This window comes from Rhodococcus sp. P4_B6 (assembly GCF_056402215.1).
In genome coordinates this window covers 1-13,396 of the sequence record NZ_JBFUHV010000097.1, presented here as the reverse complement: position 1 = coordinate 13,396, position 13,396 = coordinate 1, and the positions used below count along the sequence as shown (strand labels likewise).

The window sequence follows — 13,396 nt, the reverse complement described above, 5'->3', positions numbered from 1 at the left end:
GTGGCGCGGTTCGATTCGCTCATCGACACCCTCGGCAACACGCCCCTCGTCGGGCTGCCGCGCCTGTCACCGAGCTGGAACGGCACCTCACCGGTCCGCCTGTGGGCGAAACTCGAGGACCGCAATCCGACCGGTTCGGTGAAGGACCGGCCGGCCCTCCGCATGATCGAACAGGCCGAGAACGACGGCACCCTGACACCCGGCGCCACGATCCTCGAACCGACCAGCGGAAACACCGGAATCTCCCTGGCTATGGCCGCGAAACTCAAGGGCTACCACCTCATCTGCGTGATGCCCGAGAACACGTCCGTCGAACGCAGGCAACTGCTCACGATGTTCGGCGCCGAGATCATCGACTCACCGGCGCGCGGCGGCTCGAATCAGGCTGTGGCCGTGGCCAAGGAACTGTCCGCGGAACATCCCGACTGGGTGATGCTGTACCAGTACGGCAATCCCGCGAACGCGCTCGCGCACTACGAGACGACGGGGCCGGAGATCCTACGGGACCTGCCCGAGATCACCCACTTCGTGGCCGGCCTCGGCACCACCGGAACCCTGATGGGCGTCGGTCGCTATCTCCGCGAACACGTCGACGGCATCGAGATCGTCGCGGCGGAACCCCGCTACGGGGAACTCGTGTACGGCCTCCGCAACATCGACGAGGGCTTCGTTCCCGAACTGTACGACGAATCCGTCCTCACCTCGCGGTTCTCCGTCGGTCCCGCCGACGCAGTCCGCCGCACCCGGCAACTGATCGACAACGAGGGCATCTTCGCCGGCATCTCCACCGGCGCGATCCTCCACGCCGCGCTGGGGGTCGCGCGCAAAGCGGTCAAGGCCGAGCGCGCCGCCGACATCGCGTTCATCGTCGCCGACGGCGGATGGAAATATCTGTCGACCGGCGCATACGGCGGTACGGTCGAAGAAGCGGAAGAAGCACTGGAAGGGCAGTTGTGGGCATGACGACAAGCGTGTGCGGATCATGACTTCGCCGTTCGACTCCTCGCGATTCGGCTCGCCGGCGCCGAGGGGTGGCGCGTCGCCGGCGCCCGCGCGCAAGTCGAAGCCGCTGTGGTTGCAGTCCGCGATCGTCGTCGGCGCGTTCACGATGTTGCTGTACGTCATCGAGATCGCCGACGTGGCGTCCGACGAGCGACTCGAAGACAACGGCGTACAGCCGCGCACGATCGACGGACTGTGGGGAATTCTGTTCGCCCCGGTCCTCCACGACGACTGGGCGCATCTGTTCGCGAACACCGTCCCACTGCTGGTCCTCGGGTTCCTCGTGCTGCTGTCGGGCATCGCCCGCGGCCTCGCCGCCACCGGGATCGTCTGGGTGGTCGGAGGTCTGGGCACCTGGTTGACCGGCGGATCCTATTCCAACCACATCGGCGCCTCCGTCCTGATCTTCGGCTGGCTGGCCTACCTGCTGGTCCGGGGAGTCTTCGCCCGCAACCTCGGCCAGATCCTCGTCGGCGTGGTGGTGTTCGTCGTGTACGGCAGTCTGCTGTGGGGTGTGCTGCCGAGCGCGCCCGGTGTGTCCTGGCAGGGGCATCTGTTCGGCGCCGTCGGCGGTGTCCTCGCCGCGTGGCTGCTCTCCGCCGACGCCAGGAAGCAGCGGGCCCGGAAAGCGGTAGGGCCGCAATCGTTCGGATGAGGCCCGCCGCGGCGAACAGGTGGTCTACCGGCGTGTACGCCGCTTCCGGCGGCTGAGCGTATGCCCTGCTGGTACGCTCCTCGCGAGATCCGGGCACACCACCACTGCGTAGTTCAGGCCATCGACAGTGTCGTCACGGAGGGTCGGTCGAGGGGGTCGAGCTCGCGGATTCGCGCACATGCCGTGTCGCCGATGTCCGGGCGTCCCCAGCGGCGGACCTCCGTCGCCGCACCCCACCGCACCCTCAGGAGTTGATCATGGCTGTCACAGATTCGACCCCCGACGTCGACAGCGAGTGTCCGTCCGTACGCCGTGTAGTCACGGAAGGCTGATCGCTGACGTGGCAAGGTTCGATTCGTACATCGACACTCTCGGGAACACTCCACTCGTCGGCCTGCCCCGGCTGTCGCCACGCTGGAACGGCAGCAATCCGGTGCGGTTGTGGGCCAAGCTCGAGGATCACAATCCCACCGGTTCGATCAAGGATCGCCCGGCACTGCGCATGATCGAGCAGGCCGAACGGGACGGCCGTCTGACCCCGGGGTCGACGATTCTCGAATCGACCAGCGGAAACACCGGCATCTCCCTGGCCATGGCCGCCAAATTGAAGGGCTACCAGCTGATCTGCGTGATGCCCGAGAACACGTCGATGGAACGCCGCCAGCTCCTGACGATGTTCGGCGCCCGGATCATCGACTCCCCGGCCGCCGGTGGGTCCAACGAGGCGGTCGCCGTCGCGATGCGACTGTCGGACGAGAATCCGGACTGGGTACTGCTCTACCAGTACGGCAACCCGGCCAACGCGATGGCGCACTACGAGACGACGGGCCCGGAGATCCTGCGGGACCTGCCCGAGATCACCCATTTCGTGGCGGGGCTCGGCACCACCGGAACCCTGATGGGGACGGGCCGGTTCCTCCGCGAACACGTCGACGGTGTCGAGATCGTGGCCGCGGAACCGCGCTTCGGGGAGATGGTCTGCGGTCTCCGCAACATCGAAGAGGGATTCGTCCCGGAGTTGTACGACGAGTCGGTGCTCACCCGCCGATTCCGGGTGCGTCACGCCGAGGCGATCCAGCGCACCCGCGAGCTGATCGACGTCGAGGGAATCTTCGCAGGCACGTCCACCGGCGCCAATCTCCATGCCGCACTCGACGTGGCGTGGTCCGCCGTCGAGTCGGGGCAGCGCGCCGACATCGCCTTCGTGGTCGCCGACGGCGGATGGAAATACCTCTCGACCGGAACCTACGACCCACAGGTCCAGGTCCTCGAAGAGGCGTGGGAACGGTAACGGGGCCGGATCCACGGTAGATCAGCATGGTCAGGTCACATTTCCCCATCGGTTGTGAGGTCGACGCGCCAATTCCGTCGGAAGCTTTTTCCGAAACGGGTCGTCGTGGCAGCATGGCGGGTATGCGCATTACCGTCCTGGGATGTTCAGGGAGCGTCTCCGGACCAGACTCACCTGCATCGGGTTATCTGTTGACCGCGCCGGACACACCGCCGCTCGTACTCGACTTCGGACCCGGTGTCCTCGGTGCGCTCCAGCGGTTCGCCGATCCCGGCGAGGTGTCCGTCCTCCTCAGTCATCTGCACGCGGACCACTGCCTGGACCTCCCCGGACTCCTCGTCTGGCGTCGCTATCATCCGAACCCGCCGAAGGGACGCGCCCTCGTCTACGGCCCGTCCGACACCGCCCGCCGGATCGGCGTCGCGTCCGCCGAGTGCGGCGGCGACATCGACGACATCTCCGACACGATCGATCTGCACCACTGGGCCGACGGCGAACCGGTCACGGTCGGCGATCTCACCATCACGGCCCGGCGGGTCAACCACCCGCCCGAGGCCTACGGGTTCCGCCTGACCAACGGCGCCGGACGGACCCTCGTCTACACCGGCGACACCGGCATGTGCGAAGAAGTGATCGAACTTGCCCGCGACGCCGACGTGCTGCTCGCCGAGGCGTCGTGGACACACGGCCCGGATCGGCCCGAAGGAATCCACCTCTCGGGCACCGAGGCCGGCCAGGTCGCGCACCGCGCGGGTGTCGCCGAACTGCTGCTCACCCACATCCCGCCGTGGACGTCCCGCGAAGACGTCATCGCCGAGGCCAAGGCCGAATTCTCCGGTCCCGTGCACGCAGTGTCCGCGGGCGGCGTCTACACCGTCTGACGCCGTGTCCGCGCCCCACCCGGGGACGACTAGGCTCTCCGCTGTGACCACACGAGAAGACGGCAGGGCGGACGACGAACTCCGCGAGGTCAAGATCACCCGAGGCTTCACCACTCATCCCGCGGGATCGGTGCTGGTGGAATTCGGAAACACCCGGGTGATGTGCACCGCCAGCGTCGAGGACGGCGTTCCCCGCTGGCGTCAGGGCTCCGGGCTCGGCTGGCTGACCGCCGAATACGCCATGCTGCCCGCCGCCACCCACACCCGCAGCGGCCGAGAGTCCGTCAAGGGCAAGGTCGGGGGACGCACCCAGGAGATCAGCCGTCTCGTCGGACGCTCCCTCCGCGCCTGCATCGATCTCGCGGCCATCGGTGAGAACACCATCGCCCTCGACTGCGACGTCCTGCAGGCCGACGGCGGAACCCGCACCGCCGCCATCACCGGCGCCTACGTGGCTCTCGTCGACGCGGTGACCTATCTCCGTGCCGCAGGCCGCCTCGCCGACCCTCAGCCCATCTCCTGCGGCATCGCCGCGGTCAGCGTGGGCGTCGTCGACGGCCGTGTGCGCCTCGACCTGCCATACGAGGAGGATTCGCGCGCCGAGGTCGACATGAACGTGGTCGCCACCGACACCGGCACCCTCGTCGAAATCCAGGGCACCGGCGAAGGCGCGACCTTCCCGCGGAGCACGCTCGACAAACTGCTGGACTCCGCACTCGCAGGCTGCGAGCAGCTGTTCGAGATCCAGAAGGCGGCACTCGAACTGCCCTATCCCGGTGAGCTTCCCGAGCCGAAGGTCCCGGAGACGTCGAAGAAGAAGTTCGGGAGCTAGGGCGTTGCCGGAAACCACACGGGTGCTGGTGGCCAGCCGCAACGCGAAGAAACTCCGGGAACTGCATCGCGTGCTCGCGGCGGCCGGTGTCGACGGGATCGAACTGGTCGGGCTCGACGCCGTGCCCGAATACCCCGAGGCCCCCGAAACCGGCGCGACGTTCGAGGAGAACGCCCTCGCGAAAGCGCGCGACGGTGCCGCCGCCACCGGATTGCCCTGCGTCGCAGACGATTCCGGAATCGAAGTAGACGCGCTGAACGGTATGCCCGGAATCCTGTCCGCCCGGTGGTCGGGCACGCACGGGAACGATCCCGCGAACACCGCGCTGGTCCTGGCGCAGCTCGCGGACGTGCCCGAAGACCGCAGGGGAGCGGCGTTCGTCTCGGCGTGCGCGCTCGTCGTACCCGGCGGCGACGAAACGGTGGTCCGGGGCGAATGGCGGGGCAGCGTCGCCGGTGAGCCGGTCGGCGACGGTGGATTCGGCTACGACCCGGTGTTCGTGCCCGAAGGGGACACTCGATCGGCCGCCCAGCTCTCACCCGAGGAGAAGGACGCCTCCTCGCACCGAGGGCGGGCGCTCGTCCAACTCGTCCCCGCCCTGGCGGCGCTCACCGGACGCTGACACTCGCTACCCTGCAGGGGCACACATTCCGCTGCAGGGCAGGAGGGTCGTATGTTGCCGATGATGGTGCCGCAGACACCGCTCGGCTGGCTGACCTACGTGATCGCGATGATCACCGGTCAGCCGGTCGTCATGTGACGGAGCTCAGCGGCTCGATCAGAGATCGAAGTCGCGGCGGACCTGCTTGGTCCGCTGATGCTCCACGTAGAACGACAGGAACGGGATGGTGCCCGCGAGGAGCGTTCCGACCGTCCGGCCCGCGGGCCAGCGCACCTTGACCGCCAGGTCGAGCGTCACCAGCAGGTAGACGAAGTACACCCAGCCGTGGACCACGGCGATCCAGGTGGGCAGGTTGTCGACCTTGAAGATGTACTTGGCCACCATCTCTGCGGTGAGGACCAGCAGCCACACACCGGTGGCGTAGGCGAGGACGCGGTAGCGCAGGAGCGCGGGGGCGATCTTCTTCTGCTTCGCGGTATCTGCGACCGAACCGGCAGTCGTCTCGTCTTGGCCCGTGCTCACGTGGTGCTCCTATCGGTCTCGCGAGCGGACAGCTCGGCGAGGTACTGGTTGTACTGCGAAATCTGCCGGCTCTCGAGGTCGTCCGGGTCGTCGTCCTCGGCCGCCGCGGGGCGCGGGGGCAGGACGTCCGCAGGGATTTCCCTCAGTTCGGCGGGCGCGGCCGGGACCTCGGTGGTGTCTGCCGGCTCGGCGTCCTCGAGCTGCACGAAGCGCCGATAGGCGTAGACCAGGAACGCCGCGAACAGCGGCCACTGGAATGCGTACCCGAGATTCTGACCCGTTCCGCCCACCGCTTCGAAACGTGTCCACTGCCACCAGCCGAGTGCGAGGCACCCGACAGCCCCGACGACCACCAACAGGATCAGCGCGGGGCGGCGTTGCTTACGGTTACCGGACACGTAACGACGGTACCTGAATCGCCGAATGCGCTGCTAGGAGAGGTTGCCGCTATGGCGGCGGTCACAGCGTTGTGGCGCTCGGATTGCACGGCTACCGAAATCGGCAGGGCCGAGAAGTGCGCGAGGGGGGATTCGAACCCCCACGTCCTTTCAGACACCAGGACCTAAACCTGACGCGTCTACCCTTCCGCCACTCGCGCGCGAAGCACAGACTACGCCATGTGAGCGCGACACTCCGGCGCACACGTGTCAGCCGGTGTGCTCGCCTCCGTTCCCGCTCTTCCGCCCGGCCCACGTCGCAGTCTGACTGTGGCAGTTGGGGCACAGAAATCGAACTTCCTCCAAGCGGGAATCGGACGGGTCTCCCTGCACGTGGTCCACGTGCAGGATCAATGGGAGTCCGCACCAGTCGTCACCGAGTCCGCACAGGACGCATGTGTATTCGACCCCAGCCTCGATCAGGGCGCGGCGCAGTAGGTGAGGTGCAACGCGCCTGCTGTCGGCCGGACGCCGGACCAGGATCTCCTGCCACGCCATTCGGTTTTGGGCGGGCTTGCCCTTGGTGTGCGCCTGTCCCGTGAAGTGCGAGGTGTCGATTGCGAGTGCTCTGATCCGACGCCGCAGGTGCGCATGCGTCCCACCCGCGGGTTTCAGTCCGAGGTAGCGCACGACGCCGGCATAGCTCGTCGATTCCGCGACCGCCTGTCGAGGGCTTCACGCGTGTACTTCATTTCGCACCTGCGGCCCGTCGCTGCCGGCGCTGGTATCGCCAGACGGCATGGGTGAAGGTGGCGGGCGTGATCTCGAGCCGCGCTGCCGTGGCGGCGATGAGGTCGTCCGCCTGTGTTGCGGTTGCGGGTGATTCGAGGTCGAGTGCCTCGCCGAGAAAGTCGCACACCACTGCGCGAGATGCGGGTGTGGGCACGCCGAGTTGCATGGCGAAGCATTCCCAGGTGGCCGCTCCGAACCCGGGCACGGCGACGACGGCGCTCCGCTGCGCGTCGTCGTCGCGGAGATCCGCGGAGGTGGTGCAGCCCAGTTCGGCGAGCGCGCGTGCCGCCGATGCGACGGCCTCGGCCTTGGTGGTGTAGTTCCCCGGCACCCGCTGCCGGTTGTTCAGGACCGCCAGGAGGCCCTCGGGTTCGTCGGCGTGCGCAGCGAGTGCGGTGAGGTCGTCGAGGGGCGCGGCGCGGTGATCGCGCCAGCGGGTGATGACGGCGCGGACCCCGGAGGTGGGCGTGCCGTACGTCGCGCGGGCGGAGAAGGCGGCGTCGAGGAGGGCGGCTTCGATCTCCTGCGGCCAGCCCTCCGTCCAGTGCGGCCACGACTCTCGCGGCAGTTCGGCGGTGACGTGATCGAGTAGGGCGCGGACGTGGGCTGTGCTCATTTCTTCCCCCGGAGAATGGCTGTCGACTGTTCCTGGAATCGAACATTAGTGCGAGGGTCCGACAGGTTCGCTTTCGTCGCGCTCCGGACCCGGTTTCGAGGGCGCATACGTGCATGAACCTGGGACTTCGTCAAGGTGGTAACGAATTGATAACGATTAATGTGAGGCTTTCCTCAGGTTCTTGGACGTCCTTGCACCGCCTACGTCCAGCGGGGACGCGATCTACCCGCCGGTCACTTCGCGGTAGGTCTGTGAGGGACATCACGCGATATTTCTCCGATGCACGGCTGTGACACCGCTGCGGCTCGTGAACGTGAGGAAATCCTCATGATTCTGTGTCAACCTTGAGCAGCCCGGAAGAGCTGATCAGAGCCGATACAGCTGGCACACGATGCCGAGGGCGGCAGACACTATCCCCACCTCCCCCCAGAGGGGACCAGGAGAGGACATACGCGTGACGATTGACGACACGACACCCGCAGGAAACGGAAGCAACTCGAAGGGTTCGCGGCGCATCGGCGTAGACCGGGACGACACTCGGTCGTCGAGCAAGGGCACCCTGGTGGATCGTCTGCTCGGAGGTGAGCCGTACGCGCTCGCCTTCGGCGGTCAGGGCGCACCCTGGCTGAGCTCGCTCGAGGAACTGAGCCGCGACAACGGACTCGAGCCGGCACTCACCACCCTCGTCAACGACGCGGCCGACTTCCTCGCCCCCGTGGCGCAGGAGCTGCTCGTCGTGCGCCCGGTCGGATTCGACCCCATCGCATGGATCCTCGAGCAGGAACTCGCCGACGAAGAGGACGACGCCCAGGCGTCCGGACCTTCCGCGGCAGCGCTCACCTCGGCGGCGGTGTCCCTCCCCGGCGTCTTCCTCACCCAGATCGCAGCGCTGCGTGCGCTGGCAGCTCAGGGCCTCGATCCCGCGGTTACGGCTCCCGTGTCGGTGATCGGCCACTCCCAGGGACTCCTCGCCRCTGAGGCCGTCGCCTCCTCCGGTCAGAAGGACGGCGAACTCCTCGCCCTCGCTCAGCTCATCGGTGCTGCCGCCGGTCTCGTCGGCCGTCGTCGTGGAGTCATCTCCGCCGCCGACGCCACCCCGATGCTGGCCGTCTCCAACGTCGATCCGGAACGGCTCCGTCAGATCGTCGAGGAGCTCGCCGAGGGCCTCGAGCCCGAGCGTGCAGCGGTTCTCGGCATCCGCAACGCCCGTCGCCGCGTCGTCCTGTCCGGCCCGCCCGCCCAGCTGGCGCGCGTCCAGCAGCGGTGCGAGCAGATCGAGGCCGACGAGGCCCGTGAGCGCGACGCCAAGAAGCGCGGCGGCTCCATCTTCGCGCCCGTCTTCGAGCCCCTCGCGGTCGAGATCGGCTTCCACCACCCCGCACTCGCGGAGACGATCGACATCGTCGGCCAGTGGGCCGTGCGCTGCGGTCTCGACGAGGAGAAGGCCCGTGCCCTCACGAGCGCCTGCCTCGTCGATCCCGTCGACTGGGTCGAGGCCGTCGACGGCACCATCGAAGCCGGTGCCGGATGGATCCTGGACCTCGGACCCGGTGACCTCCTCACCCGCATGACGTCGGCCAGTGTTCGCGGCCAGGGCGTCGGGATCGTCGCCGCCGCGACCCGTGGCGGTCACCGCAACCTGCTGACYCCGGGCGCAACCCCCGAGGTTCCCGCCGCATGGACCGAGTTCCTCCCGAAGCCGGTGTCGCTGCCGGGCGGACGCATCGGCGTCGAGACCGCCTTCACGAAGCTGACCGGTCGTTCGCCGATCCTGCTCGCGGGCATGACCCCGACCACGGTCGACCCGAAGATCGTCGCCGCTGCCGCCAACGCAGGCCACTGGGCCGAGCTCGCCGGCGGTGGCCAGGTCACCGAGCAGATCTTCGCCGACAACGTCGAGAAGCTCACCGGGCTGCTCGAGCCGGGCCGCGCCGTGCAGTTCAACTCGATGTTCCTCGACCCCTACCTGTGGAAGCTCCACGTCGGTGGCAAGCGCCTCGTCCCGAAGGCCCGCGCAGCCGGTGCACCGTTCGACGGTGTCGTCGTCACCGCAGGCATCCCCGAGCTCGAGGACGCCGTCTCGATCATCGACGACCTCGTCGAGGGTGGATTCAGCTACGTCGCATTCAAGCCGGGCACGGTCGCGCAGATCCGCTCCGTCATCCGCATCGCCAACGAGGTTCCCTCGTTCCCCGTCATCGCCCACATCGAGGGCGGCCGCGCCGGTGGCCACCACTCGTGGGAGGACCTGGACGACCTGCTCCTCGACACCTACGCCGAGCTGCGTACCCGGCCGAACCTGGTCCTGTGCGTCGGTGGCGGCATCGGCACGCCCGAGCAGGCTGCGGACTACCTGACCGGACGCTGGTCCGTCGCGCACGGCTTCCCGGCGATGCCGCTGGACGGCATCCTGGTCGGCACCGCCGCCATGGCCACCCTCGAGGCGACCACGTCTCCCGAGGTCAAGCAGCTCCTCGTCGACACCCCCGGTACCCCGGACTGGGTCGGTGCGGGCACCGCCGAGGGCGGCATGGCCTCCGGCCGTAGCCAGCTCGGCGCCGACATCCACGAGATCGACAACGCCGCGTCCCGCACCGGGCGCCTGCTCGACGAGGTCGCCGGCGACGCCGACGCCGTCGCCGAGCGTCGCGACGAGATCATCGAGGCCCTGAACGTCACGGCGAAGCCGTTCTTCGGCGACGTCGCGACGATGACGTACGAGCAGTGGCTGCGCCGCTACCTCGAGCTGGCCGTCGGCATCGACGCGGCGAAGGCATTCGACTGCGGCACCGACCTCCAGGACGCCATCATCGAGGCCACCGAGAGCCCGTGGATCGACATCACCTGGCGTGCGCGCTTCGGTGAGATGCTGCAGCGCACCGAGTCGCGTCTGCACCCGGTCGACCGCGGACCCATCCCCACCCTGTTCGCCGACGATGCGATCCTCGAGCGTCCCGAGGCGGCAATCTGCGCCCTGCAGGCTCAGTACCCCGACTACGCGACCACGGTTCTGCACCCCGCGGATGTGTCGTTCTTCGTCTCGCTGTGCAAGACCCCCGGCAAGCCGGTCAACTTCGTGCCCGTCGTGGACGGTGACGTCCGCCGCTGGTGGCGTTCCGACTCGCTGTGGCAGGCGCACGATCCCCGCTACACGGCGGACCAGGTCTGCGTCATCCCCGGCACCGTCGCCGTTGCAGGCATCACGCGCGCCGATGAGCCCGTCGGCGAGCTGCTGGACCGCTTCGAGAAGGCCACCTACGACGAGCTGGTCACCGCCGGTGCCGAGCCGCAGTCGCTGCTTGCACGTCGTCACGCGGACATCGCCCGCGGCCTCCTCGACACCGTTCTCTCGGCTCCCGACATCCAGTGGGCCTCGCGCCTGACGCTGAACCCGGTTCGCCGGCTCGGTGACCTCGACAAGTGGTCGGTCGAGTCCGACACCCGCGCGGTCCACGAGACCACCGGTGCCGAGCTGTCCGTGATCGAGGACCGCCAGGTGCTCCTCACCGTCCCGCTGGTCGCAGGCAAGTCGGTCGAGATCACCCTCACCGTTCCCGCGTCCGTCGTCGACGGTGGCGCCCCCGTGGTCACCGAGGCCGACGCCGAGAAGTCCATGACGGCTCTCCTCGCGGTCGCGGCCGGTCAGGAACTGCCCGCCGTCAAGAACGGTGTCGCACGGCTCAACCTGGCGTGGACGCCCGACCTGGTCGCCGACCACGCCGGTGTCACCGGTTCGGGTCTGCCCACGACGCTGAGCGTGAGCGGCAAGGCCGTTCCCGACGTGGTCGTCGGCGCCTGCTGGCCGGCCGTGTTCGCCGTGCTCGGTGCCGCCAAGACCGAAGACTCGCTCTCCGTCATCGAGGGCATGCTCGACCTGGTCCACCTGGACCACGGCGTCGACTTCGTCGGCGAACTGCCTTCGGAGACCAGCATTCTCGTCGTCAAGGCCGAGGTCGCCTCGGTTCTCGACACCGACCTGGGCCGCGTCGTCGAGGTCAAGGTCGAGGTCGGCGCCATGCTCGGCGAGGGCCTGGATGCGCCTGCCGTCGTCACCCTGTCGGAGCGCTTCGCGATCCGCGGCCGCACCGGCAAGGGCGAACTGTCCGACCCGGCCCGCGCCGGTGGCTCGCTCAGTGACGCGGCCGTCGACACCCCGCGTCGTCGTCGCCGCGACACCACGATCGTGGCTCCCCGCAACATGGGCTCCTTCGCCCAGGTGTCGGGCGACCACAACCCGATCCACACCTCCGACAACGCGGCACTGCTCGCCGGCCTCGGCAGCCCGATCGTGCACGGCATGTGGCTCTCCGCCGCCGCCCAGCAGGTCGTCACCGCCGTGGACCCGGCCGAGACCAAGACGCCGCCGCGTCGCCTCACCGCGTGGACCGCGCGCTTCCTCGGCATGGTCCGCCCCGGCGCCGAGATCGACGTCCGCGTCGACCGCATCGCGACTGACCGTGGTGCCGAGATCGTCGAGGTCGGCTGCCGCATCGACGGTGACCTCGTGATGGTCGCCACCGGTCGCACCGCCGCCCCGAAGACCGTCTACGCGTTCCCCGGACAGGGCATCCAGCGTCCGGGCATGGGCCTCGACGCCCGCGCCCGCTCCAAGGCCGCCCGCGAGATCTGGGACCGCGCCGACAAGCACACCCGCAAGGCCCTCGGCTTCTCGATCCTCGCCGTGGTCCGCGACAACCCGACGGTCGTCAAGGCCCGTGGTGTCGAGCACAAGCACCCGGACGGTGTCCTGCACCTGACCCAGTTCACCCAGGTCGCGATGGCGACTCTCGGTGTGGCTCAGGTCGCCGAGCTCCGCGAGTCCGGTGCGTTCGTCGAGGGTGCCCTGCTCGCAGGCCACTCGGTCGGTGAGTACAACGCTCTCGCCGCCGTCGCCGGTGTGCTGCCTCTCGAAGCAGTCCTCGAGGTGGTCTTCCAGCGTGGCTCCGCGATGCACGCACTCGTGCCCCGCGACGAGGCCGGCCGCTCCGACTACCGGATGGCTGCCATCCGCCCGTCGCAGATCGGTCTGGCCGACGACGACGTCGAGGCGTTCGTCGCCGGTGTCGCCGAGGCGACCGGTGAGTTCATGCAGATCGTGAACCTGAACCTGCGTGGCTCGCAGTACGCCATCGCGGGCACGGTCACCGGGCTCAACGCGCTCGAGAAGGAAATCGACATCCGCCGTGAGGCTTTCGGCGGCAAGCGCGCGTACATCATGGTTCCGGGCATCGACGTTCCGTTCCACTCGACGGTGCTGCGTGGCGGCGTCGACGACTTCCGTGGACGTCTCGAGGAACTGCTTCCGCAGGACATCGACCCGGCCATCCTGATCGGGCGCTACATCCCGAACCTGGTTCCCAAGCCGTTCTCCCTGGAGAAGGAGTTCGTGCAGGAGATCGCCGACCTGGTGCCGTCGAAGCCCCTCGACAAGGTGCTGAAGGACTTCGACTCCTGGGCGAAGAAGCCGGTTCAGCTCACCCGCGTGGTCCTCACCGAGCTCCTGGCCTGGCAGTTCGCCAGCCCGGTGCGCTGGATCGAGACGCAGGACCTGCTGTTCGGCGACGAGTCCGAAGGTGGACTGGGTGTCGAGCGGTTCGTCGAGATCGGTCTGGGCTCGGTCCCGACCGTCGCGAACCTCGCGTCGCAGACCCTCAAGCTGCCGGGCCGCTTCGGCTACCCGGTCGAGGTCCTCAACATCGAGCGTGAAGCCGCGATCGTGTACTCCACCGACGTCGATCCGGCGCCGGTCGAGGACGACGAGCCTGCAGCACCCGCAGCCGCGGCTCCCGCCGCATCGGCCGCACCC

At 68.4% G+C, this 13,396-nt stretch carries 10 protein-coding genes, 1 tRNA gene and 1 pseudogene; 7 read left to right on the top strand and 5 right to left on the bottom strand.

Going from position 1 to position 13,396, the window contains the following annotated elements:
* The 6 genes from AC1DWT_RS32660 to rdgB all read left to right on the top strand — a co-directional run bounded on the left by AC1DWT_RS32660 (position 1) and on the right by rdgB (position 5,283).
* The gene (locus AC1DWT_RS32660; protein ID WP_072947008.1) at positions 1-963 is read left to right on the top strand and encodes a PLP-dependent cysteine synthase family protein; all 963 of its coding nucleotides are present in this window, start codon (positions 1-3) and stop codon (positions 961-963) included.
* Positions 964-982: 19 nt separating this feature from the next.
* Positions 983-1,657 (top strand): rhomboid family intramembrane serine protease, encoded by a 675-nt coding sequence (locus AC1DWT_RS32655; protein ID WP_095865304.1) that lies wholly within the window; start codon positions 983-985, stop codon positions 1,655-1,657.
* A 340-nt stretch (positions 1,658-1,997) separates the two neighbouring features.
* A complete protein-coding gene (locus AC1DWT_RS32650; protein WP_072947010.1) occupies positions 1,998-2,948 on the top strand; it encodes a PLP-dependent cysteine synthase family protein in 951 nt (316 codons plus the stop codon).
* A 122-nt stretch (positions 2,949-3,070) separates the two neighbouring features.
* On the top strand, positions 3,071-3,829 hold the full coding sequence (locus tag AC1DWT_RS32645; RefSeq protein WP_072947015.1) for a cyclic nucleotide-degrading phosphodiesterase: 759 nt from the start codon (positions 3,071-3,073) through the stop codon (positions 3,827-3,829).
* 43 nt (positions 3,830-3,872) lie between these two features.
* On the top strand, positions 3,873-4,661 hold the full coding sequence (gene rph / locus AC1DWT_RS32640) for a ribonuclease PH (protein ID WP_072947017.1): 789 nt from the start codon (positions 3,873-3,875) through the stop codon (positions 4,659-4,661).
* Between the two features lie 4 nt (positions 4,662-4,665).
* Positions 4,666-5,283: an RdgB/HAM1 family non-canonical purine NTP pyrophosphatase gene (gene rdgB / locus AC1DWT_RS32635; RefSeq protein ID WP_072947020.1), complete on the top strand. Its 618-nt coding sequence runs from the start codon at positions 4,666-4,668 to the stop codon at positions 5,281-5,283.
* A gap of 156 nt (positions 5,284-5,439) precedes the next feature.
* Here rdgB and AC1DWT_RS32630 read toward each other — a convergent pair whose 3' ends face one another.
* From AC1DWT_RS32630 to AC1DWT_RS32610, 5 genes and pseudogenes are all read right to left on the bottom strand, one after another.
* A complete protein-coding gene (locus AC1DWT_RS32630; protein WP_095864954.1) occupies positions 5,440-5,805 on the bottom strand; it encodes a DUF3817 domain-containing protein in 366 nt (121 codons plus the stop codon).
* Complete coding sequence (locus AC1DWT_RS32625; RefSeq protein WP_072947024.1) at positions 5,802-6,203, bottom strand: transcriptional regulator; 402 nt, start codon at positions 6,201-6,203, stop codon at positions 5,802-5,804. Before AC1DWT_RS32625 ends, AC1DWT_RS32630 begins: the two co-directional genes overlap by 4 nt.
* Positions 6,204-6,320: 117 nt before the next feature.
* Positions 6,321-6,403, bottom strand: a tRNA-Leu gene (locus AC1DWT_RS32620).
* 49 nt (positions 6,404-6,452) lie between these two features.
* A pseudogene (locus tag AC1DWT_RS32615) lies at positions 6,453-6,934 on the bottom strand (HNH endonuclease).
* Positions 6,931-7,590 (bottom strand): hypothetical protein, encoded by a 660-nt coding sequence (locus AC1DWT_RS32610; protein WP_072947026.1) that lies wholly within the window; start codon positions 7,588-7,590, stop codon positions 6,931-6,933. The pseudogene AC1DWT_RS32615 and the gene AC1DWT_RS32610 overlap by 4 nt, the downstream one beginning before the upstream one ends.
* 454 nt (positions 7,591-8,044) lie before the next feature.
* Here AC1DWT_RS32610 and AC1DWT_RS32605 point away from each other — a divergent pair.
* Positions 8,045-13,396: fatty acid synthase subunit beta domain-containing protein (locus tag AC1DWT_RS32605; RefSeq protein ID WP_477923819.1), on the top strand; the 5,352-nt coding region annotated here is incomplete at its 3' end.